The sequence below is a fragment of the Pseudoalteromonas luteoviolacea NCIMB 1944 genome, from assembly GCF_001625565.1.
GTDB lineage: Bacteria > Pseudomonadota > Gammaproteobacteria > Enterobacterales > Alteromonadaceae > Pseudoalteromonas > Pseudoalteromonas luteoviolacea_F.
On sequence record NZ_AUXS01000042.1, the window covers coordinates 221,002 to 244,970 of the forward strand.

The following is a 23,969-nucleotide window of genomic DNA, read 5'->3' on the forward strand; positions in this document are numbered from 1 at the left end:
TTGTTTTATTTTGGTCTAGACCAGATTGTAGGGTGAGGAACTCATTTAGACAATATGCCGTAATAACGTTTAATAGAAATGTCATATAGGGATGTGGAATTGCGAGGGTTCAGTGCAGTGAGGTGAGGTGATTGCAGCGAGACGTGAGCTGTGACAGTGAATAATGTTTATATTTACTCGGCTGAATAGCGGTTGATAAAGTGTTTGAAGGGCGTGGTATAGAGTATTAAGCGCGGTACTTGGCGTCCGCGCTCTGTAGTTTGGCTGTGGGAGTTATCTCATAGTACTCTGATACTCTGTACATTTGACTCTGGAAACAATCTGGAAAGCTATATACCATCTAGTCTAGATTAAGTTTCCAGAAAAAGTGAAAAATCGCAATTAAATTTGGAACTTTTTGAGGTCTGGAAAACTATTTTCCAGAAGTAGAATTGACCACAGAAGAAATTTTTAACAACTTAAATCAACCCTGAATAGGGAGGCTTAGCCTCCCTAGAAATATTTTTTAAACCTTAACAGATTGCTTGATTAGGTCATAAATGACATCGTCAGCAAACTGAGTTTTGAACTCCACCTTTACACCTTTACTGATCTCGTTAAACAGCTCTTTAGCGTGCTCAATTTTACGTTCTTCTTCTTTCCTAAGAGTATCTTTTCCTTCAACATTTTTGGTTTCAATAATAAAATTTAAATACTCACCTTCACTGGTCTTTACTACATAGGCAAAGTCAGGTGAGTAAGTATAACCTCCTGCTACAGGAATTTTTATTGAGTTTTTAGGGATCTTTGTAAACACTGATACAGATTCAATTTCACCATTGGTGATATTTAGTTTTTCCAGCTCAGAATCATAAAACACATCTTCAAATAGATAGCTATCCAGTGGTGGCAAAGAATGATCCGAATGGATACCGAGATCACTTGCAGCAACGTCCTTCAGAGCTTGGCCAGCTTTATCTGTAAATTTAGTTGGGTGTAGGCTGTTGGAGATGATGTTATATCCAAGACCAAATTTATTAAATGAGTTATGCAACAAAAATTTACTAAATCCTGATTTTATCTTTCTGATGGTTTGAATGTTCAAATAATCAGTAATATCAATCGTGCCTTGCACTGCAACAAATGCTTTGTGCAGTGTTGATGGTTTGATAAATGCAGTTTGTGATAGGCGATTAACAAACTCTTTGTAGGTCATAGTACAGAGCTTAGTGAAGTCATCATCATCACCAAATACTGTTTTTGACATTGCCGTATCATTGCTCATATACAATTTTTCTCTACGAGTTTGAACCCCAGCCTTTTTGAACTTGTCAGACTCTTCAAGTAGAAAGTTAGTGAAGAGCTTTAGGAAATCATTCTCGCTAGCAATTTTATACTCTAACACTGCCTTTTGGTTGATCATTTCCCACAGTTGTTTTAGCTCATCAAACTTACCAACTCGCATTTTAGAACGAGTTTTCCCCTCTGTGGCAACTTTGATTTTTCCGCTCTTAACACCGCTAGGGAAAGCGTTAGGATACGACTCCTTTAACTGCGTATAAGCCGTTGCCCCGAGTAAGTTTTTACTTTTGTCGATTATCCCTTTTCCAAGTAAGTCCATCATCAAATCCAAAGCTTCAAGGTCAGGGTATTTAGATAAAATTTTATCCTCAAGATCTTGAGTCAACTTAGATGGGACAGTCTCTTTGAATGATGTCTCATTCACTTCTTGAACTAGAGAGGAAACAAAATCTTTCTCAGTAAAATCTACGAAGTAGTTCAGCCTAAACCCACCATTTACACGAGCCATATATTCATTGACTGGCAAACGTAAGCCTCGCCCCACTTCTTGAAGCTTTGAGGTTGTACTACCACTTGAACGTAACTTACAAAGGGTAAAGATGTTTGGGTTGTCCCAGCCCTCTCTAAGCGTCCACTTCGAGAAAATGAATCGTCTAGGGTTATCTAAAGATAGAAGGAGCTCTTTATCGTGCAAAATTTCATTAATCTCTTGCTCGATTTTTTCGTCTTTATCACTGTTATCCTTCGAGAAATAACCGCCGTGAACGCTACTTATATCAGCAATAGTTCTTTCCAAATAGCGCTTGTAGAACTCATCTGTTTCAGTTTTTAGTAGTGCCTTAGCTTCAGCCAAAGTCCACTCTTCAAACTTGGTTTTCAAGCTTCCAGAGATGTTATTTCCGTCACGATAGCCCTCGATGTCATCTATGAAAAACAGAGTCAGAGGTTTGATTCGTGGGCGTTGTGTCAGCATTTCTCTCTCAACTTTGAAATGCTCTTTAATCGCCCTACGCATCATATTATCTTCAAGCGTATCTGAGTATGAGTATGGGTTGATTGATTCATTGACTTTTAACTCAACACCATTGCTCAGAACGATCATTTTTGTGTTCATCGACTCTATGTATAGGTCGTGAATTTCAGTGTGAGCCTTGGCTAATGATTCACCTTTACCAACTTTGATGGTGCTCTTTGTACCATTTTCATTTAACTCAAAACTTGCCTCTTTTGTAGTCGATTTTTTGAGCGTCAAGCTAGCAACATCATCACCGACCATCTCCTCAATAAAGGTATTGATGCCTTTAACGAGATCATCATTAAATGCGTCAACGGCCGTTAAACGATAGACAAGATTTTCGTAATCCTCGTTAAACGTTGCGCCATAGCGGATGATGCTTTGAGCATTAAACTTTTCAATGTTATTCCACGTTGTTTTTGCTTTAGGAAACTTATGCGGTTCATCAATGATAACGAACGGCTTGACGGCACCAATTGCTTCAATCGGTGTGTTGTACCTGTTATCCAATAAGCCACGGTCATATGCTTCCGTCAAAGATGGGGAGTTAACCATTCCTGAGTTAATCACCATTACGTGAATGTATTTTTTGTTGTAATTATTTGCTTCTACAAAATCGTGAATCGCTTGAGGCATAAACGATTTGGTGTTTTTCTTAGATGATTTTTTACTTTCAACAACATACGTTTTAAGTTCACGATCTGTCTCTCTAAAGTGTTCTTTGAGCGCATCACTTTTAAGAAAGTTCACCGTACCAGCTTTGATCGAAAGCGTTGGTACAATGATGATAAATTTGTTGATACCAAAAGCTTTGTTCAGCTCGAACATTGTTTTGGTATAGGTGTAGGTCTTGCCTGTACCCGTTTCCATCGAAACATCAATAACATTACTATTCTCGTTGTAATGTTCTTTGCTGTGCTCTATACCATTAAACTCGTGAATATCCTTTATGTTTGAACGTTGCTGTGGCTTGGTAATAACGAGTTCTGGATTCGCTAAAAGCCGTACACTTTGGTCGTGATCGAATTGTGGTTCTGCACCTCTAAACATACTAAGAACTGCGTCAACACCTGCTTTTTGGTGAGGCAGATTCTTTTCAAAAGTGAATCCTTTGCTCATTAGTTACGTACCACCACATCAATCTCGATAGATTTCTTATTTGCGTAGCTCTTCAGTGCTTCGTTCAGCTCCATCTGCTTAACGCTGTCAAAGTTGTTGCCGTAATAAACAATCTTGTTTGGGTCAAAATCCTTGTCATCCGTATCATCAAGTTTGTGAAGTAACGCTTTGAGCGCATTACTACTAAAATCAGGTGCAATCATATACAAGCGTCTATCACACAGATGTGTTGTGTAACCATCGAGATCAATATCGCAAATAGGGGTCGTTAACTCACTTCCATCATACAAAGCCCAGGTGGTAAGCAAGGTTTGATATTGTTCATCAGTCAGCAGAACATCATCGAACATAGTAAGATTGGATAAGGCTAGTTCCTTATCATCTTCTTCAATACGGAAATCTTCGACTATTTCAAAAATTTTAAAGCCCTGGTTGGTTGATTCACTTACTCTTGTTAAGCGCTCTTTAGTAATATCAAAGATAGATTTATAACCGTTTTTATATGCTTCTGAGTCTTTCTTGTTCTCTTCATCAAGTTGGACCGTGAGAAATTGGTAAGTAGAATCAGTTCGATAATTTAACTCAGCCACTGCATTTGCCGTCGTGCCAGAGCCAGCAAAGAAATCTAAAATCAAGCCTGACTGGCCACACGAGAAAGAAATCAGTTTTTCAAGAAGCTGCGTTGGCTTAGGGTTTGAAAAAGCTTTCTTCATTTCTGGGAATAATTCACGTAACTCATTAGAGCCAGAACGCCCATCCATAGAAATCACTGAGCTAAATTTCTCTTGGTAGTCTTTAAGATAAACCTTAATCTCAACAAGTTTTGTTTCATCTTGACCAAATATAATTCTTTTGTCAGCAATCATCTGGTTCATTGTTGATTCAGGGAATCGGTAGCCCATTAAAGGTTGCTTACAAGGTTTTCCAGTTTCAGGATGAATGATGTCATACCTATAACCCTCTTTCCCCGGGTTATGTACGCCTCTTAAACCTGCGTAAATACCTTGTTTATCAATAAACTTGTAGTTTTCAAGAGCACCAAGTTGAGATTTATTTTGACGATACCAATTTGTATAAGCCGCTTGTAAAGCTTCTTGACCATCATTTTGATCAATCAAGTTTTCACCAACACTCAGCAAGTATTCTTTTAAGTCTGAAATACCCGATTTCCACTCACCTTCTAATCTTTCTTTGTTTTTGGCAAATGCAACAATATATTCGTGTTCAACTGCAATATTTGTAGGGTTATTATCTGTAACGTTCTTCCAAACCACATTCCCCAAGTGATTACCTTCTCCGAATATTTCATCACAGATAATTTTAAGTTGTGAAAGCTCATTATCATCAAGAGAGATGAAAATGACGCCATCATCACTCATTAACTCACGGGCAACGTATAGACGTGGATAAATAAAGGTTAACCAAGCACTGTGATTGCTTGAACCTTGGTCAGAAAATTCAAGAACCCGTGCAGCCTCATCCTCATCAATACCTGCAAGTTCAGACAATTGCTCTTTTGTGAATTTACGATCATCATTATAAGTAAACCCATCCTTACCAGTATTATACGGAGGGTCAATGTAGATCATCTTGACCTTCTCGCTATAGGCATTAACCAAATGCTTTAGCACTTCTAAATTATCGCCTTTGATAAGCAAATTATTGCTGTCTTTATGCTTGTCTTTGGAGTTGTGCTCTACATCTGCGTTAATCAGAGTTATAGGTGGTAAGTTCGCCAACAAACGAGAGTATGATTTACCCAACCAGTTCAACGCATAACTTTCTTTTGAGAGTTCAATTTCATTATTATTGACCACCTCAAGCATTCGCTCTTGAATAAAGTTACCATCACGATCAAAGCAATTTGGGAAGTGTTTCTTGAGAATCGCAAGCTGTTTGCTATTGGCTGTCTCAACGTTTGAATATACTGTTTCTTCTTTAATGTTCATCTTTGTTCCAAATTCAATGATTTGTGATTAGTCGTTGTCTGATTTAGCTGTAATTTTAATAGATGCTTCTGTAAGCCCAATACGCAATAACTCAGCGATAGCACCGTCTAAGCTCTTGAAGATACGAGCCTCATAAGGCTGCCTTGAACTACTCAATACGAGTGGCTCACCACTCCACTCCATACCGTTAAATACGACCGTGTATTCACCTTTGCAGCCAACAACTTGCGCCTGATCTAGAATACCGTTCTTAACTCTTTCTTTCGCCATAGAGCTAAGAATGTAATTTCCACCATTTAACCCTGAAATCATCCTGACTCACTCAATAATTATTTTCGACACGATATCAAATATTGTGTCAAAACTGTAGTTTTGTCATTTTTCTTATAAATGGTTATATAAAAGATGGACTGTTTAATACTTTATTTACCATGTCGCTTTGAAAGGTTAGGTTAACCTTTCTCACCTTTGAGTAGATGGTTTTCGCATTCCAAATCATTTATTCTTTTAAGAAACTGATGGTTAGATAATGCGAGGGCGTTGTGGGTAGCAGCCATCAGTGACATTTCTTCTTTGAGCCTAGCTAATTCATCACGATATTTTTCTTTTAGCCGTTTTTCGTTAGCAAGTTTTTCTCGTAACTTAGTTACATCAGAGCTTTGCTGTGCTTGTTTTTTTGTAGCTGCATTTGACTTTAGCTGCTTAATTTTTTCGATTACGTCTTTATAGTAGTAAGCAGAGCCGTTACCGAGATTGGCTTCCTCTTCAACAGCTATTGCACTTAGCCCACGTTTTGCATCAACACGTATGGTTTTGCCAGAAAGTATCCTGTCAATGGCGTTTAGAAGCTCTAATCTTGTATTTTCTGACTTACTCAAATCTGTCTGATCTCGATTTCAGGTTTGTAAGGAGTGTAACTTATCTCAAAATAATCCATAACTTTTTCAGCTGAACGAAGTTGTATAAAAAAGGTGTTTAGCGGCTATAGAGATAGTGTTTAAGCCTTTATATTATTGCTCCGTTAACGATCCTTGTTCTCTATTCGGTGAACTTTATCCAAATTTTCTAACTCATTAATTTTGAACTGATATTGCTGGATAATTAATGCGAGTTGGTTATGTTGGCTCGCCATACTACTCAGTTGGGATTTTAGCTCTATGATCTCCAAACGATATTTTTCTTTTAACCTTTTCTCGTTTTTCAATTTCTTCTGTAGAGATGATATTTTTTCTTCATACAGTGAGTTATTTTGGCTTTTTTTCTGTGTCTTTAAAGTATGCGCTTTTATAATACTGACAAGCTCAGGATAGTAATAGACTGAACCGCTACCAAGTCCTGCTTCTTCTTCAACTGCTTTTACTGATAGCTTTTGTGATGAATGTATTATTCTTGGATGGCCTTGTAGTATCCGATTAAGTGCCTCCTCGATTTTTACTTTTGTTATATTTGATTTACTCATTTTCGATATCCTTGAAATCAAACTTTTTAAAAGGGATCTTAAAATAGTGCATCACTCTTTCTGTGGCACGAATTTGTGTTATGTAATGACTTTCGATTGAAGAGTTTAATCTATTAATTGAATCTAAATAAATGATTTGTTCAGTTGCCCATTTATGTCGGTGAATCCAGTTTTGGGCTTTTTCTTCATCAATTAATTGGTTTTCGCATTGAAAACAGCTTGCTGTGGAGGCTAATTTATCCATGCGGCATTCATAACCTGCAAGGCAATATGAGTGCAGTGTTCCAACTAAATCAATTATGCCCTTTTCAACAAGCTCTTGGATTTGCTCTCTAGTTTTTAAGTCTGATGGAATTGAACGGCGCTCTTTCATTATTTCGAGGCCTCTTTTTCCATATAGCTTTTCATTAGAATTGAACCAGCGGTACACATTATCAATAATTACTTCATTTGCGACTGAGCTAATTAGTTCTTTCAATTCATTGTCTTTCTGTATCCCTTGCAATGCTGCTGAAGCGCTCCCTTCTCCGTACCAATCAGTAGTGGGTATATCGAGATGTTTGAATTGCTCTTTAATAGCAGTAAGTGAGCAAAGGTTATGTCGTCGAACGAATACGGCATAGGTTCGTCGAAATTGATGAGTTGTAATTCGCCAAATCTTGCCGATTTGAATTTTTTTGTCAGCGTGCAGAGGGTTCCTATTTGGGTTGATAAGTTTAAATTCATCCAAGACTTGCTGGTCAATTAATGCGCCAGCTTCTTTAGCTATCCAATCGAAGTTAGCCCTCAAGTGTCCTTCATACATTAATTTTGGTTCTTCACTTTTCCTGGATTGATTAATCCAAAGGCAGCTAGCTTCATGGTTTTTCATTGGGTTAGGGCTTGAGAATAATTCGACTCGCATATGTCTAGTTAAAGCTTCAGCTAATTCAATTGCTTTCTTTGTAATTGGAGACGTGACCCATTCTGTCAGCTGTCCTCTACCTTGGGTCATTTTGTGATGATAAGACTGAAGCGTGTAAATTGTTTTGCCATTGAATATTCGAGTTTTGAAGCTATCTGAGTGGAGTCCATACAATTCATTTCTTCGCATGCCTGTGAATGCTGCACACAGAACATAGCAGGCTGTTAATATTTTGCTGAACCAACCCTGTGTTCTTGCGACTGATGGGATACAGTATTTTTCTAGAGGTGAACCAATTAAAAATGACTCAATTATGAGCTTGTATGGCACAGGTTTGGATTTATTCACTTCAATACGGTAATTCGGTGAGTCATAACTCAACCATGGCCAAGTACCTGATTCTATTTTCTTATCTATGCTCTTTTTACCCATTGTGTAGTTAAGCCTCAGTTCAGAGGCTAATTCGTTTAAAAGCTCTTTATGTGGGTGTAGTTCTTCAATAAACTTAATGCACCATGAGTATATTTTTTCCATCACGGATGTGGGCATAGCATAGAATTGGTCTGATTTACTTTTTGAAGGGCAGCAGTATTCGGAAGCTAACTCTCCACAACCTTGATCAGTAGGTATTTCGAGTGCAAAAGGTAAATATTTTGATGATTCTTGTATTTTCCCCAGTACTGAAAATATGTGCTGAACACTTATAAAACTGTACTCTAGCTCTTTAATATAATTGCAAAATTCATAAAAAAGAACAGGGTGGGATAGATTTGAAATACTATCTAACTTTAACTTATCTAGGTACTTATAAACTTGTGTCAACTTACTATGAATTGCTATGAGAGAAGTAGGTTTTAGTGGTGAAGTTCGACGCTGCCCTGCAGGGGTGTATATCCAAATAAAAAAGATCAACTTGAACTCGTTAGCAAGAGATTGAGATGATATTTCGTTAAATGTTATTTTATATTTGTTTGTGATTTTTCTATCAACATAAGCGGTTAAATCCCACTCTTCGTCGCCAAAGTAACTGACAATAGAACCTGAGAATGTCTTAGTCACTGGGATTTTGTAAAGGTGCAATAAATCGTTTTTTTTGTATAGTTCAAGTACGTTTAGGTACCCATCTTGATTTTCTTTTAGCACGTTATTATTTGGAAGTTCTAGTAAGACTCTCATAGCTAACTCCTAAAATAGATCATTGATTCCTTCCGGCCATAAACAATGTCGCCCTTCTTTATTGAGCTTATTTTGCGCCTTTCGGCGTACAGAAGGATCGACCTTAAAAATAGCTAATTCAATTTTGTCTATTAAGTCTCGAAAGTTTCTTTCGAATTGCTGTCGATTTGCATGATTTGCAAGAGAGTCGTTAACCGCCTCCTTAAAACTCATCAAACACCAAATATCCTCGACTTCTTCAAGAATCACTTGGTTGGGGCAGCTAAAGCATTTCAGAATATCTGAGCAGGCTAGGTGCTCGACATCGAGATCTTTTGGGCTGAAGTTCATTTTTCTTCTGTAATTGTCAGCTTGAGCACCAAAAGGGTCTTTGCAACCAGAGCCTATGATTGTCGCTTGTGGTTTCTTTTTAAAAAGTGAGTATTTTTCTAGGAACTCCTCGTATGGCAGGACCTCAATATCCAATTGTTGTTTCGCATAATTTTTTGACTCAGCTACGTCAGAGCAACGAGCAACAGCTTCTAGTGTGTAGGCAGCAGCCTGAAGCTGCTTTTTGTTTTCTATAGGACTACCTGTTGTATAGTGACGACTTAATGTTTGGGGTGTGTTACCTAATAGACTAGCTACCCCAACAGCATCTCCCGTCAAATCTAAGTAACGAGCACTACCTGAAGCTCTAAACCTTTTAGCCATTGGCCGCAGTGGTTTTCCGTAATCATCTATGGGGTTGAAGTACTCAAGTAACCAATTAGTTATGTCACGAAGGTTTGAGGATTCAAGGGGAGAAGCTTTTCCTCTACTGACTTTGAAAAACAGATGTTCGCTATTCGGTGCGATTAGGTTACTTAGTTCGAGAAGCTTGTGAATAAACCTCAATGCATGTTTAGGCACATGCTGACTGTTGTTTTCACCAATCGAGATGGTCACGTACTTATTAGCTCTGGCTTTTAGTACGCTTTGAGAATATACGATATTCTGGCTCAGATCAGATTGCTTAAATTTCTTCATTTTCAGAATGGTAGTGCTATTTCCCCATGTGTAGTACGACATTAAGAAGTATCCCAGTGTAAAGCACTTGGTTATGGCCCCTGCGACTTGGCAATTGCGCCCTTTAAGCTGGATAGACGCACATTTATCTCTTGGCTGGGCATTTAGGTAGAGAGGGAAATCGGATGTAATCTGTTTAAAAAGTTGATTAAACAGTGGTTGGATAAGCCTCAGAAGAGTTTTTAGTTCTGCGTCTGAATAAGCTTCTGTCGGATTTGACTCTCGGCGAAATAGACCATGAGGTGAGAACCATTTCTCGACGGGGTAGCCTAAGAGCTTTAACAGGCAACGGATTGCACTGTTATGCTTTTGTGCTGTATTGACTTGCATGCTTCCTAGCCTAACTTTTTCAATGAGATGCTGTTCCCAAGCATTCGCAGCCTCCTCTGATTCGGGGTTGAGCATCCGGCTGTCAGTAAAACTTACATATCGAGTTAAATCATGGAAATAACCAAACTTCGTCTTGTCAGAGTATTCTTGGTTTCTTCCCAAGGTATCTACCCACTTGTGAACTAACTTGTCGCGGTTAGCGAGTTTTGACTTTTCAATTTGTTTTTTTGGGGGAACTCCAATGTAGCGAAATCGATTGAAGTCAAATGACTGATATTTAGATATACCAACTTTGAGGCTTACTACCAATTCTGGGTGGTGTGATATTTCATTCATATACTGCCTCTTCTAGTATCTGGTCTAAGAAACTAGTGGCATCCTGAACGCTCTTTTCTCTCTCAAGGTAATCTACGTATTTCCAGATAGTACTTTCGCTGTTGTGCCCCATCCATGCCATCATTTGGAGCACCGCATTCTTTTGCAGCCCATGTTCAAGCAATGATGACAGCCGGTAGGTACAATAGGTTGCTCTGAGATCATGAGTCCTATGCTTAAAAGCCATGGAATGTTTTACTTCTATGCTTTTTTTCAATCGTCGGAAGGATTGCTGTACGTTATTTGCGTTGAATGGAGTACCATTTTTTGTAACGAGTAGAAATGGGCTCTCCTTACCTTTTAGGCGCTTCTTTCGCCTAATAGATGTTGCGTAAGAGTGGAGTAAAACAGCTAACTTTGCTGGGATTTCTACTTTTCGCTCTTTACTATATTTCGTAGTAACGCCATTCGCAGGCCCTATCACAACTTCAGAGTATAAGCCTGTATTTAGCTCATTGAGGGCAAGAGATTGTGGAAAAGTACAAGCTTCATTAATTCTTAGCCCAGAGTGAATTTGCAGCAACTGATGTAATACAAACTCAATGCTAAAGTTTGTTAATTCAGAGGCATAAAGACGAGTATTCTCTTTACTTAATGGGTTTAATGACTGAATGTGGGCGCGTTTGGGAACCTTAATGCGTAGGTCTGTACTTGTTACAAGAAATTGTGGGTTTAGATGTCTCATTGTCCCCTGGTTTTGCACCTTAACTAACTCATACTCAAATGGTTTAGCATGCTCTGTCACATGCAAGAGTCGGTGGGCAATACACCATTCATAAAATTTGATGACATGAAGCATGTACAAAGATGCTGTAGAAAACTGAATTTCACCATTTCGAGCACTGCTGAGTAAATCATCATTTCTAAAGCGGTAAGTCGGGCGTAGGTACTTCATAGCAGGAAAATCATCCCACCTTAATTGTTTTGCTTCCAAAAACTGCCAGTACCTTTTGATTGCTCGTACTGCAGAGTTTAAGTCTTTTGATTTCCGAAGATTTACTAGGTAGTTCATCCATAGGTTAACAGGCATCAAGTATTGGTGGTCGGAACTATAAAAAGTAGGAAAGCCTTTCAGTGAAATAGGAGGAGTTTCTGTTGATACTTTTGGGTATATTCTTGGAACGTTTACTGGTGATGATTCAACTACGTAAACCATAAAAATACCCTCAAAAAAGATAAGTCTTTAATGAGGGTAGTTCAGTTTTCCAGACTATAAAAATCTAAGGTTTAGTTTTCCATAAAAAGATCTACATAGTAACAAACTCTTCCGAGCCTGTTGGGTGGATAGCCACGACCGAGTCAAAGTCTGCTTTGGTTGCGCCCATCTTCATGGCAACGCCAAAGCCTTGGATCATTTCGTCAACGGCAAAGCCGATGCCGTGTAGGCCGATGACCTTTTCTTCTGGTCCTGCGCAAACTAACTTCATGCGACATGGCTGGCGGTGTTGTGTAACCGCTGTATACATAGCTGCAAAGGTGGAGTTATAAACCTTGATGTTATCTTCACCGTACTGAGCGATTGCCTCAGGCTCTGTTAGGCCAATGGTGCCAATCGGTGGGTGGCTGAATACAACGGTAGGTACTAGGTTGTAGTCCATTTTAGCATTTGGTAATTCTGGGTTGAACAGGCGCTCTGCCAGCATTCGGCCAGCTTTAACAGCCACAGGCGTCAACTCAATACCACCTTCCATAATGTCACCCAGCGCATAAATGCCAGACACTGAGGTGTTTTGCCACTCATCGACTTTGACATACCCTTTCTCAGTGGTTTCTACATCAGTCGCGCCAAGGTTAATGAGATCTGTCACAGGCTCTCGGCCAATTGCCCAAATAACTTGATCAACAGTGTGAGACTCGCCGTTTTCAAGTTGCAGCGTGACTGAACCGTCTGCTTCTTTTACTAATGCTTTTGGTGTGGCATTGGTGTGCAATGTTGCGCCTTCTTTATCCATCACCTCGGTGAGGGTTTCAACAATCATGGGGTCAAAATTACGCAGCGGGGCATGTTTTCGGACAAATAAGTGGGTTTCAGTTCCCAAGCTATGCAACACACCAGCCAATTCAACTGCGATGTAACCTGCGCCTATGACGGCAACGCGACGAGGTTGTTCATTGAGTTCAAAGAAGCCATTTGAGTCGATGCCGTGCTCTGCGCCCGGAATATTTGGAATGCTTGGACGACCGCCTACTGCGATACAAATATGATCGGCGGTATACTGTTCACCGTTGACTTCTATGGTTTTGTTGTCGATAAACTTGGCGAAGCCGTTGATCACGGTCACGCCATTGCTGGCAAGGTACTTGTTGTAGCCTTGGTGAATACGGCCGATATATGCTTCACGGCTTTCGACCAATTTAGCCCAATCAAAGTTTTTTAGCTCAACGTCAAAGCCATAATCTGGTGCATACAGTTTAATGGCTTCGGCAACTTGTGCGCCATGCCACATTACTTTTTTAGGGACGCAGCCGACATTCACACAGGTGCCACCCATGTGTTTTGCTTCGACAAGGGCGACCTTTGCGCCACGCATTGCCGCTCGGTTTGCTGATGCAATACCACCGCTACCACCGCCAATAGCAATGTAGTCAAAATGTTGAGCCATAATCTTTCCTCTTCTGAATTCGCTGAACTAGTCTTGATATGACAGCTTATATACGTCATAACTTTCAACTAGATTAGTAAGTTTTACTTGTATTTGCGCTATTAGCCCTTATTTCAAGTTTATTCAGGAAATAAAAAATTAAGAGAGACACTATGAGCAACCCATTAATTGGCCTTGAAGGATTACCGCCATTTTCGAAAATAAAGCCTGAGCACGTTGTACCAGCCCTAAAAGCGGCGATTGAGCATTGTCGTGAAACCATAGATAAGGTGCTTGAACAACCACAATGTACTTGGCAAAACTTTGTTCAGCCTCTTGAAGACGCAGACGATAAGTTGTCTAAAATGTGGTCCCCTGTGTCTCACATGCACTCCGTTGTAAATAATGAAGAACTAAGAAAAGCATACGACGAGTGTTTGCCTCTAATCTCTGAGTACTCGACCTATGTTGGTCAGCACCAAGGTTTATACAAAGCTTATCTCTCGCTACAACAAAGCGATGACTTTGCAGACTTGAGCACTGCGCAGCAAAAAACCATTACCAACGCACTGCGTGATTTTAAATTGTCGGGTATTGCACTCGATGATGCAGGTCAAAAACGTTACGGTGAAATTAGCGCGAAGCTTTCAGAGCTAGGCGCTAAATTTGGTAACAACGTGATGGATGCAACTCAAGCATGGCACCTACATGTTACTGACGAGGCAGAGTTAGGTGGTTTACCTGAGTCGGCACTGGCACTTGCCGCGCACACCGCACAAGCCAAAGAGCTAGAAGGCTGGGTATTCACGTTAGATATTCCATCTTATTTACCAATTATGACCTATGCGGATAACCGCTCGCTGAGAGAGCAAATGTATCGCGCATTTGTGACGCGTGCATCTGATCAAGGCCCTAACGCCAATGAATTTGATAACTCTGAGATCATGAGTGAGGCGCTTGCACTGCGTCATGAACTGGCACAACTTCTCGGCTTTGAGAGCTATGCCAATAAATCACTGGCGACTAAAATGGCTGAAACGCCAGCGCAAGTATTTGAGTTTTTAAATGATCTAGCTAAAAAATCTAAACCTCAAGCACAACAAGAAGTGGATGAGCTAAGAGCATTTGCGCAAAAAGAGCATCAAGTTGAGCAATTAGAAGCGTGGGATTATGGCTACTATGGCGAGAAGTTAAAACAAGCTAAGTACGCAATTTCAGATGAGCTACTGCGCCCATACTTCCCTGCGGACCGTGTTTTAAGTGGTTTATTTGAAACCGTCAATCGTCTATTTGGCATCAAAGTTTCAGAAGTAAACGACTTTGATAGCTACCATGAGGACGTACGCTTCTTTGCCATTCATGATAAATCGGGTGAGCTGCGCGGTCACTTTTATTTAGACCTATATGCGCGCGAGCATAAGCGTGGCGGTGCTTGGATGGATGATTGTATGGGGCGTCGCACATTGACTGACGGTACTTTACAAACTCCTGTTGCTTATTTGGTCTGTAATTTCAACAAAGCGGTAGGTGATAAACCTGCATTATTCACCCACAATGAAGTCACCACTTTGTTCCACGAATTTGGTCATGGTATTCACCACATGCTTACGCAAATTGATGCGCCAGCGGTTGCTGGTATTAACGGTGTTGCGTGGGATGCCGTCGAGTTGCCAAGTCAATTCCTCGAAAACTGGTGTTATGAAGAAGAGGCACTGAGCTTTATTTCTGGGCATTACGAAACTGGCGAGCCGCTACCTAAAGAGCTACTAGATAAGTTACTGGCGGCAAAAAATTATCAGTCAGCCATGCAAATGTTAAGACAAATTGAGTTTTCGCTATTTGATTTCCATATCCATGCTGATTACCAGCAGGGGGAAGCATGTCAAATCCAAGCGAGACTGGATCAAGTAAGAGCGCAAATCGCGATCATTAAAGCGCCTGAGTTTAATCGTTTTCAGCACAGCTTTAGCCACATATTTGCTGGTGGATACAGTGCGGGTTACTACTCCTACAAATGGGCTGAAGTGTTGTCAGCGGATGCTTACTCACGTTTTGAAGAAGAAGGGATCTTTAACTCGCAAACGGGCAGAGAGTTTATGGAAAACATCCTCGAAATGGGAGGCTCTGAAGAGCCAATGGTGTTATTCCAACGTTTTAGAGGCCGAGCACCACAGGTCGACGCACTGTTACGCCACAGTGGTATAGGTCAAGCAGCCTAAGCCTTTGCATTTCAGTTAATCACCACAAAGCGCCTGTTTAGGCGCTTTGTTGTTTTTGCACTCGCAAAATAAGCAGTTCCGTCTATGCTTTGGTAAAGACCTGATCTTGTAGGGAAAGCCATATGACAAATTTAGTGCTTGCCATTGACGATGACAAGCTCATTCACCATGTTATCGAGCAGTCACTGTCGCAACACTGCAAATTGATCCACGCTAAAAATGGCGAGCAAGGCTTAAGGTTAGCAATAAAATATCAACCAGATATTATTCTGCTTGATGTGGAAATGCCGGGAATGTCGGGATTTGAAGTGTGCGAACGCTTAAAAACGGGTGAGCACACCGCGGATATCCCTGTCATGTTCTTATCTTCCAAGTCTGATATCAGTGAGCGCATGCGAGGGTACAATGCAGGGGCTGCTGATTATATTGTGAAACCGTTTGAAGGCTCCGAGCTACTTGCGCGGATCAAAGTCCTTGATGATTACCGCCGACAATCCGTGGCGTTAAAGCAAGACATGCAGCGCGCGCAGATCACCGCAGAAATTGCCATGACTGACTCTGGTGATATGGGGCGTATTATGCGGTATGTCGGCCAGTCATATCATGCTCACGATCTCAATACGTTATCCGAATATTTTTTAGAGTTTTTTACCCCTTTGCATTTAGAGGTAGCGCTGGCGTTTTGGTATCACAATCAAGCGGTGTTTTTCTCGCAAGAGGGGGCTATTCAGCCTATTGAGCAAGAATTATTAGAAACCAATAAAGATGGCAGCCGATTTGTTGATTTTGGCAGGCGTACCATCATCAATTATCCAAAAGTCTCTTTGTTAATTAAAAATATGCCCACTGATGACCCTGCGCTTTATGGCCGATTTAAAGATTTACTGCCACATATTTTAGAGGCGACAAATGCCAAGATTAAAGATATGGAAGTCAGTGAAGTGGCCCTTAATAAAGTAGAGGAGATTGGTCTGGCATTTTCACAGCTCAGCGAGCAGCTCAGTGGGATAGGTGAGGTATACGGCGGCAAAATTACGGAGCTGGAAGCATTTGTAAAAGATGAAGCTGTAAAATCGGCATTGAGCGAAGAGCACCGCAACTCCCTTGAGCATTTATGTGAGCACTTTTTATTTGTGAATGATGAGTTTTCTATTATTCGTTACAAGCTTGGAGAGATCACGCAAGTGCGGCAAGAGTTGATCCAAAGCTTAAATCAAATGGCTAAACCCTGGGGCGAAGATGACGTGCCCGCACAAACTGATATTGAGTTGTTTTAAGTAGATGACAACACAGAGTGTCTCTCGCATTCTTTTTTACTTAATTAAACGATATAATCTGCAGGCTTAAACGACAGGAGCCTGCAGTTGCATATTCACACGCCATTTATCGAAAACCGTCCTTATTTAGATGATCTAACAAAACGCTTTGAGCTAGATGAACATAAAGCACTCGAAGAGGAGTTTCGATTGGTTTATGACGAAGAAGGCCTGGCGTTGTTTAAAAAAGACGAGCCCAAACTAGGTGCTATCCGAGTTGACTTTGTCACCGGGGCCAGTGCCCATAGGCGTAAATTCGGTGGTGGTAAAGGACAGGCGATTGCAAAAGCGGTGGGGCTGAATAAAGGGGTTACACCCAAAGTGCTAGATGCCACAGCTGGCCTTGGCCGAGATGCCTTTGTGTTGGCATCACTGGGCTGCAAAGTGTTGATGCATGAAAGGCACCCTGTGGTTGCTGCGTTGCTATATGACGGTTTACAGCGTGCGTATCAAGACTCGGAGATAGGCACATGGATGCAGGAAAATATGCACATTGCATATGGATCAAGTCATGAATTGCTAGAGCAAGCAATGCAAAATGAAGAAAGTAAGCCGGATGTGGTGTATTTGGACCCGATGTTTCCACATCGCGAAAAGTCAGCACAGGTAAAAAAAGAAATGCGCGTGTTTCAGTCATTGGTTGGGGCTGACAACGATGCTGACGCGCTACTGCCTTTTGCGATGCAGCTAGCGACCAAGCGAGTGGTCGTCAAGCGTCCTGATTATGCGCCGTTTTTAAATACGCATACGCCTAGCATGCAAATTACCACCAAGAAAAACCGCTTTGATGTTTATGTGAATGCGGCAATGAAATAACCTCTTCCAATTAGTTCAAAACTTAAGCATGAAATTTTGTACACAAAAAGCATACTAAAAAAGTATGCTTTTACGTTCGATTGAGTGATTAGTATACAAGTTACATCAAACTGTCATAAAAGGTTAATACTCTGAGCCCGAAATTCACTTTTTGGGGTTTGTAGTACATATGCGTGTTTCATCTTTTACCCGGCTGCTGGCGGTTTTGCTGGCTATTGCCAGTATTATTCTTGCGGCGACCTTATTTTGGGCGAGTCAGGTTTTTAGTAAGCTAGATCAGCAAGATAGCGCATATACTCAGCTTAAAAATACGGTTTTGATTGATTTGGCAGGGACCATCGAGGACTACCTGAGCTCAGGTGACAGCCTGTATTTAAATCAAGCCAGTGAACATATCAGCACGATTAAAAACCAGCACTTGGCAACCATGTCCAGTGATGTGATGACGGATATGGAAGAGCAGCTCGATGCGCTCAATGGCGACATTCAGGGTAAATATCGTGCACTTGGTAAACTATCAGGCAATGAACTGGCGCTATTAGATAATGCGCTGAGACAAATGGCTGGCTCTGCGTCGTCATTGATGAATTATGTTGCACAGGCTCAAGGTCATTCGCTTGGTGAGCAATATTACTCGCTGGCGTCTGACTATTATTTTGAGACCACCAATTTAAGCATTTATACCTATCAGTTGGTTTTACATTACGATAAGGCCACTCAACAAAGCTTGCATCAATCTCTCAATCGATTGCAAAATTTAGCCGCTAAGATAGAGCGTTTAGATGATCTCGGCGTAATGGCTGAAGTAGACGAGGACGAATTATTTTTGGGCGAAGAGCCTGAGGACCTTGGTCAAGAGATCAAATCCGAGCTGACCAGTTGGCCGAATCGATTTAGCCGAGACTTAGAAAACACCTTGCGCCAAGCACAGCAGAGACAGCAGGGAATATCTGCTTTACGAGATGACATCAAACGTCTGTCTACTCTAATGCTTGCGGCTGGTGAGCAGCTAAAACACCGCCAGACAGAACTCAAGTCACAAGTCTTTACCATCTTTGGTGCAGCGATAGGTTTATTGGTGCTTTTAGCGGTAGGTGTTTACTGGGTACAGTTTAGCCAAGTGCTTACGCCACTGCGTAATTTACGAGATGGGTTTGCGTTTTTGATTGAGAGTAATGAGCTTAAGCAGATCAAGTGCAAGCGTGCTAATACCGAAGTGGGTGAAATTGCACAGTACTTTAATCAGTTGATTGAAAGGCAACGTATTGAGGCCCAAGAGCGTGAGCAAATGCTGCAAGTGATCAACGACTTTATGCAAGACATGAACAGCAATTTGGCCAGCATTAGTCAGCAATCAGAACATACTTATGAGCAGGTTGAACACAACCAGTTGCAACTTGATGAAATCAAATCGATAGGTTTTGAGGCCAGCAATATCAACCAGCAAGTTGCTGATAATGCCAGTGACACCTATAACGCGATGACCCAAAGTGTGGGTTTTGCTGAGTCGATGCTTAAAGCCAGTTCAAGTACTCAAGATCGTGTTGACCAAGGTTTGATCAGTCTAAATGAACTCTTAGTTGGGGTTGAAGATGTGGGTAAAGTCATCGAAATGATCCACACCATTGCGGAGCAAACAAACCTACTAGCGCTCAATGCTGCGATTGAGTCGGCACGTGCTGGTGAACATGGTCGAGGGTTTGCTGTGGTCGCCGATGAGGTGAGAAAGCTTGCCAGACAAACACAAGATTCACTGACGGATATCAATGCACAACTGAATATATTAAGTGATAACTCCAGCAAGGTATCTAACCAGATAAGCGCGCTGGCATCAGAGGCGCAGCAACAAACCAATCATGCTCAAGAGTTAAAACGCAATTCTGAAGGGGTCGCTGAGCGTGCACAGGGGGCAAGCCAAGTTGCGGCAGATGCCATGGCATTGACCAATCAACAAACTGAGCTGGTCGATAGCTTTAGCAGTTCAATGGCATCAATGAAGCAGCAAGTAAGTGGCTCAAACCAACAAATAAACCAAATACAACAAAGCCTGGAACAGCAAATGGCACAGATAAGAGCAAGCTTGGGTTTATAGCAAGGTTAGTTTGACTATTAACGTGAGAGTAAGCAAAAAGCCAAACATATGTTTGGCTTTTTTATGCCGAGCTTTGGAATCATAGTGCGGATATAAAAAGACGACGTGAAGCCCGGATTTGTGCTGTTAGTTAAGCACTAAGAATGATTTGTACAGTGTCTCTGGTAGAATAAGTCGGGTAAGTACGAATAAATGTGGTAGAGATAGCTTTGGTTGATAAACAGGATCAATAAAGCTGTATGTAAGTAAATTGGCAATTGTTTGGAACACACAAATGGGACTGGCTATAGCCTGCTTAGTTTGATAACTGAATCGATCTAACTATTAAAGCAAAAAGCCAAACGGATGTTTGGCTTTTTTATGCCTCAGTATTGAGGCATAACGCGGATATATAAAAAGCCGGTGCGAGTCCGGCTTTGTGTTGTTACTTAAGTACTAGGGATTATTTGTACTGTGCGTCTAGTGTTACACCAGAGAAAGTACGGTAAGCGCGAATACCAAAGTGCCAAACACCAGCTGCTGGGTTTGTAATAGTACAAGTTTCTACGTTACCACTTTCGTAAGGACGACACTGATAAGTTGAAGTAGAAGGAGCGCTGCCTGGATTTACATAAAGGTCAGCATCACCTGAACCACCTGAGATTTTAACCGTTAGGCTTGACATGCCAGCAGGAACAGTCACTTGGTGACGACTCCAGTTGCCAGTTGAAGCAGATAGGTTAGTCTCTGTGATACCGCCAGGTTGAGTACCTGAACTTTCAGTATTTGCCACTAAGCTTACACCGTTGTATGCAGCATAACCGCGCATCATCACATGATATGTGCCAGATGGATTGTCAATTGTACATACTTCGTTGTTACCACTTTCGTAAGGACGACAGTCATAAGTGCTTGTTGTAGGCTTAGAACCAGCTCTTACATATAGGTCAGCATCACCTGTGCCACCACTCATTGTGAAAGTCACTTTGCTTGCGCCAGCTGGTGTTTCGAAAGTGAAGAAAGCTTCAGCATTCTTCGCACCACTTAGGCCTGTTTTAGCTTCACCGTCTACAAGTACGTTGTCACCTGGGTTTGTGTTGTCATTGCCAAGCGCTTTATCAACAGCTGCGTTTGCATCAACGATACCTGTACCACAGTTTGTGCACGTTGCAGGGAAGCTACGCGTTGTATCTTTTAGGATAGACTCGATTTCATCTGGTGTAGCAGTAGGCTTAGCTTGTTTGATTAGTGCCGCAATACCTGCAACGTGAGGTGCAGCCATTGAAGTACCTTGTGAGTAGCTGTAGCTATCGCTCACAGGTGTGTTGCTACCAGAGTTATAAGTTGAAAGGATACCTTCTGGGTCGTTTGCGAAACTTTGTGCGCCACCTGGTGCTGCAACATCAATAGAAGTACCGTAGTTAGAGTAGTAAGCACGACCACCGTTACGGCCAACTGATGCAACGTTTACTACGCCAGAACAGTTACCTGGGTTGTAGTTGTTTGCATTGTCGTTGTCGTTACCTGCTGCGATTACAACCACAGTGCCGTTTGCACGAGCTTGGTTGATTGCACTTTGTGTTGTAGAGCTACATGCACCGCTGCCACCTAAACTCATGTTGATAACATCAGCAGGGTTTGCGTTTGCAGGCACGCCAGAAACAGAACCACCTGATGCCCAGATGATACCGTCAGCAATATCAGATGTTAAACCACCACACTTACCAAGTACACGAACAGGAACAACTTTTGAATCGTAAGCAACACCAGCAACGCCTTCGCCGTTGTTAGTCACTGCTGCAACAGTACCTGCAACGTGAGTACCGTGCCAGCTTGAGTTACGTGCGCTGTGTGTGTAACCACATTCGTTTGCAGTAACTGCATCACCCGGGTCACGTGCATCGCTATCACGACCGCCACCATCGTTTGCAACTGACAGGTTAGAGATCATGTCATAACCTTGCAGGATATTTGGGTTTAAGTCAGCGTGTGGACGGTAACCAGTATCTAGTACTGCTACTACTACACCGCTACCTGTTGCTTTATCCCAAGCTGCCGGAGCATTGATACCGCCCGCTGCTTCGAAGTAGTGCCATTGTGAACTGTAGCTAGGATCATTTGGAACAGCGAATGGCTGTAGCATTTGGTCAACTTCGATGTGCTCAACGTTACCAGATGCAATCATGTCCTGCATGAATTTTTGTGTTTCTGCTGCACTTAGCTTTTTGTCTGCACGCATTACGTGGTGGTTAGACAGTGCCATAGGACGAACGTATTGTGCTTTAGCAGCTGCACGCTTGCTGTTGAAGCCTGATACGAAACTGCGAGCGCGAGTGTTCATCATTGCTGGTGATGCATCAGCACTTGATAGTGACATGATGTCATTGTTGTTGTTTTTATATTTGATGATGAACTGAGTACCGAAACCGCTTTGTGATTCTAATTTTTGTGCGATTTGAGCTTGACTTGGCACTGCTGGTCCGAATGACTCAACTTGTGTGTTAACACCTTCTGGCATAGCCATTGCTGCGTTTGCTGAAAGTAATCCCGTCACAGCCATTGAAAGTGCTGCTAATTTAAAATTTCCTGTTGTCATTTTTTTACCCTTGTTTTACTTGTTGTTTTTCTCGGCAACTTCTCCATGCCAAGTGGTTAACAAACGTAAACTTGTTGTGATTTGTGTGAAAGTATTGTTTTGTTATTTACACTATTAATTTGGTTATAAGCGGATGGATAAAAGGCTTCTTTATTACAGTATCATTATGTTTTTATTAAAATTTTTCAAAATATTCTCGGTTAAAGAATAATCTATTTTTCTATGTAAAAAAATGTAAATGATTTATCTCATATTCTAAAAAGTGATAAAAATATGTCTTTTTGGTTGTGTTTTGAACTATAAACTCCCATCTAAGCTTAAAAAAAGTTATAATTGCGACATAAGTTTTTCGTTTCAGAGTATACAATGTTGCAATTTGACGTGGTGATTATTGGTGCGGGCGCCGCAGGATTAATGTGTGCGGCACAATCTGGTTACAGAGGCCGCAAGGTCGCTATTGTTGATATGGGTAAAAAAGTGGGAAGAAAAATTCTCATAAGTGGCGGTGGCCGTTGCAATTTTACCAATGAAAATGCCGCGCCAGAAAACTACCTCTGTGCCAATCCTCACTTTGTAAAATCCAGTTTGAGCCGTTATAGCCAGCATGATTTTATTGAGCTGGTGGACCGTCATGGCTTAAATTATCACCATAAAACATTGGGCCAACTCTTTTGTGATAATAGTGCACAAGATATTGTTGATATTTTGAAGACTGAGTGCGAATGGGCCGGCGTTGAAATCTTTTTGCGCAATGAAGTGCTTAATGTTGAGCGCGATGAACAAGGCTTATATATAGTAACAACATCAGAGCAAACATTTAGTTGTACATCTTTAGTCGTCGCATCGGGTGGATTAACTATGCCTAAGCTTGGTGCAACCCCCATTGGTTACAAAATTGCAGAACAGTTTGGTTTAAAGCTACTGCCAACAACTGCGGCTTTGGTGCCATTTACTTTACATGATCACGACAAAGCGCGTTTTGAAGGCTTGTCCGGGATCAGTGTCGACAGTTTAGTCACCAGTGAAGATGGCACCCAATTTAGAGAAAATATTCTCTTTACTCACCGAGGGTTATCCGGCCCAGCAATATTACAGATATCGTCATTTTGGCAAGCAGGGCAGGCCGTCAGTATCAACTTATTACCAGATACAAACGTGACCGATCTGCTCCATGATTGGCGTCAAAACCAAGGTCAAAAGTCGGTAAAAAACCTACTAGGACAGCTTTTACCTAAGCGTTTTGTTGAAGCGCTGATCAATGAAAACAGCGTGCCAGATAAACCTGCAAACCAACTAACTCACGGTGAGATTGATACCATTGCCGCCACATTAAGCGCTTGGCAAATAAAACCAAACGGTACAGAAGGTTACCGCACCGCTGAGGTGACCTTAGGTGGCGTAGACAGTAATGAATTGAGCTCTAAAACGTTTGAAGCGAAAAAAGCCAAAGGCCTGTACTTTATCGGCGAAGTGACCGAAGTCACCGGCTGGCTCGGCGGCTATAACTTCCAATACGCATGGTCAAGTGGCTGGGCGTGCGGGCAGGTGTGTTAGTTGATTTTAGCTAATTAAAATCAAGGTTTTTCACCTGAGAACTAAGAAAATCTACCTATGATTTCATTTTCATATCAATGAATCTGATTTCTAAACTTGGCGTTTTAAATTCAGCTTGAGCCTTACCCTTGTCATCCTGACGAAGGTCAGAAACCATTTT

15 protein-coding genes are annotated in these 23,969 nt (G+C 41.4%); 5 read left to right on the forward strand and 10 right to left on the reverse strand.

The features are described from left to right. Positions 1–505 precede the first annotated feature (505 nt). The 9 genes from N483_RS16370 to gorA form a co-directional block, all read right to left on the reverse strand. On the reverse strand, positions 506–3,415 hold the full coding sequence (locus N483_RS16370) for a type III restriction-modification system endonuclease (protein ID WP_023399842.1): 2,910 nt from the start codon (positions 3,413–3,415) through the stop codon (positions 506–508). Further along, the gene (locus tag N483_RS16375) at positions 3,415–5,364 is read right to left on the reverse strand and encodes a site-specific DNA-methyltransferase (RefSeq protein WP_023399843.1); all 1,950 of its coding nucleotides are present in this window, start codon (positions 5,362–5,364) and stop codon (positions 3,415–3,417) included. Before N483_RS16375 ends, N483_RS16370 begins: the two co-directional genes overlap by 1 nt. 27 nt (positions 5,365–5,391) lie before the next feature. After that, positions 5,392–5,676 (reverse strand): hypothetical protein, encoded by a 285-nt coding sequence (locus N483_RS16380; RefSeq protein WP_023399844.1) that lies wholly within the window; start codon positions 5,674–5,676, stop codon positions 5,392–5,394. Positions 5,677–5,816: 140 nt separating this feature from the next. Beyond that, entirely contained in the window at positions 5,817–6,242 is a 426-nt protein-coding gene (locus N483_RS16385) for a hypothetical protein (RefSeq protein WP_023399845.1), read from the reverse strand. Positions 6,243–6,385: 143 nt separating this feature from the next. Continuing rightward, positions 6,386–6,823, reverse strand: coding sequence for a hypothetical protein (locus tag N483_RS16390; RefSeq protein ID WP_023399846.1), 438 nt, complete (start codon positions 6,821–6,823; stop codon positions 6,386–6,388). Continuing rightward, on the reverse strand, positions 6,816–8,903 hold the full coding sequence (locus N483_RS16395; protein WP_023399847.1) for a hypothetical protein: 2,088 nt from the start codon (positions 8,901–8,903) through the stop codon (positions 6,816–6,818). Before N483_RS16395 ends, N483_RS16390 begins: the two co-directional genes overlap by 8 nt. A gap of 9 nt (positions 8,904–8,912) precedes the next feature. Beyond that, positions 8,913–10,616, reverse strand: a complete 1,704-nt coding sequence (locus N483_RS16400) for a hypothetical protein (protein ID WP_023399848.1) — start codon at positions 10,614–10,616, stop codon at positions 8,913–8,915. Next, positions 10,609–11,811, reverse strand: a complete 1,203-nt coding sequence (locus N483_RS16405) for a site-specific integrase (protein ID WP_023399849.1) — start codon at positions 11,809–11,811, stop codon at positions 10,609–10,611. The genes N483_RS16400 and N483_RS16405 overlap by 8 nt, the downstream gene beginning before the upstream one ends. A 91-nt stretch (positions 11,812–11,902) precedes the next feature. After that, a complete protein-coding gene (gorA, locus tag N483_RS16410; protein ID WP_023399850.1) occupies positions 11,903–13,258 on the reverse strand; it encodes a glutathione-disulfide reductase in 1,356 nt (451 codons plus the stop codon). A gap of 152 nt (positions 13,259–13,410) precedes the next feature. Here gorA and prlC point away from each other — a divergent pair, with 152 nt between their 5' ends. The 4 genes from prlC to N483_RS16430 all read left to right on the forward strand — a co-directional run bounded on the left by prlC (position 13,411) and on the right by N483_RS16430 (position 19,680). Beyond that, positions 13,411–15,456: an oligopeptidase A gene (gene prlC / locus N483_RS16415; RefSeq protein ID WP_023399851.1), complete on the forward strand. Its 2,046-nt coding sequence runs from the start codon at positions 13,411–13,413 to the stop codon at positions 15,454–15,456. A gap of 122 nt (positions 15,457–15,578) precedes the next feature. Next, a complete protein-coding gene (locus N483_RS16420; RefSeq protein WP_023399852.1) occupies positions 15,579–16,733 on the forward strand; it encodes a response regulator in 1,155 nt (384 codons plus the stop codon). 87 nt (positions 16,734–16,820) lie between these two features. Further along, the gene (locus N483_RS16425) at positions 16,821–17,588 is read left to right on the forward strand and encodes a class I SAM-dependent methyltransferase (protein WP_023399853.1); all 768 of its coding nucleotides are present in this window, start codon (positions 16,821–16,823) and stop codon (positions 17,586–17,588) included. A gap of 169 nt (positions 17,589–17,757) precedes the next feature. Continuing rightward, a complete protein-coding gene (locus tag N483_RS16430; protein WP_036976428.1) occupies positions 17,758–19,680 on the forward strand; it encodes a methyl-accepting chemotaxis protein in 1,923 nt (640 codons plus the stop codon). A 442-nt stretch (positions 19,681–20,122) separates the two neighbouring features. Here N483_RS16430 and N483_RS16435 read toward each other — a convergent pair whose 3' ends face one another. Then, positions 20,123–22,255: a S8 family peptidase gene (locus N483_RS16435; RefSeq protein WP_023399855.1), complete on the reverse strand. Its 2,133-nt coding sequence runs from the start codon at positions 22,253–22,255 to the stop codon at positions 20,123–20,125. Between the two features lie 366 nt (positions 22,256–22,621). Here N483_RS16435 and N483_RS16440 point away from each other — a divergent pair, with 366 nt between their 5' ends. Then, positions 22,622–23,809, forward strand: coding sequence for an NAD(P)/FAD-dependent oxidoreductase (locus N483_RS16440; RefSeq protein ID WP_023399856.1), 1,188 nt, complete (start codon positions 22,622–22,624; stop codon positions 23,807–23,809). The last annotated feature ends 160 nt before the right edge of the window (positions 23,810–23,969 follow it).

Coding starts and splice junctions, on each gene's coding strand:
- N483_RS16370 (WP_023399842.1), bottom strand. CDS start 3,415: ATGAGCAAAGGATTCACTTTTGAAAAGAATCTGCCTCACCAAAAAGCA.
- N483_RS16375 (WP_023399843.1), bottom strand. CDS start 5,364: ATGAACATTAAAGAAGAAACAGTATATTCAAACGTTGAGACAGCCAAT.
- N483_RS16380 (WP_023399844.1), bottom strand. CDS start 5,676: ATGATTTCAGGGTTAAATGGTGGAAATTACATTCTTAGCTCTATGGCG.
- N483_RS16390 (WP_023399846.1), bottom strand. CDS start 6,823: ATGAGTAAATCAAATATAACAAAAGTAAAAATCGAGGAGGCACTTAAT.
- N483_RS16395 (WP_023399847.1), bottom strand. CDS start 8,903: ATGAGAGTCTTACTAGAACTTCCAAATAATAACGTGCTAAAAGAAAAT.
- N483_RS16400 (WP_023399848.1), bottom strand. CDS start 10,616: ATGAATGAAATATCACACCACCCAGAATTGGTAGTAAGCCTCAAAGTT.
- N483_RS16405 (WP_023399849.1), bottom strand. CDS start 11,811: ATGGTTTACGTAGTTGAATCATCACCAGTAAACGTTCCAAGAATATAC.
- gorA (WP_023399850.1), bottom strand. CDS start 13,258: ATGGCTCAACATTTTGACTACATTGCTATTGGCGGTGGTAGCGGTGGT.
- prlC (WP_023399851.1), top strand. CDS start 13,411: ATGAGCAACCCATTAATTGGCCTTGAAGGATTACCGCCATTTTCGAAA.
- N483_RS16420 (WP_023399852.1), top strand. CDS start 15,579: ATGACAAATTTAGTGCTTGCCATTGACGATGACAAGCTCATTCACCAT.
- N483_RS16430 (WP_036976428.1), top strand. CDS start 17,758: ATGCGTGTTTCATCTTTTACCCGGCTGCTGGCGGTTTTGCTGGCTATT.
- N483_RS16435 (WP_023399855.1), bottom strand. CDS start 22,255: ATGACAACAGGAAATTTTAAATTAGCAGCACTTTCAATGGCTGTGACG.
- N483_RS16440 (WP_023399856.1), top strand. CDS start 22,622: ATGTTGCAATTTGACGTGGTGATTATTGGTGCGGGCGCCGCAGGATTA.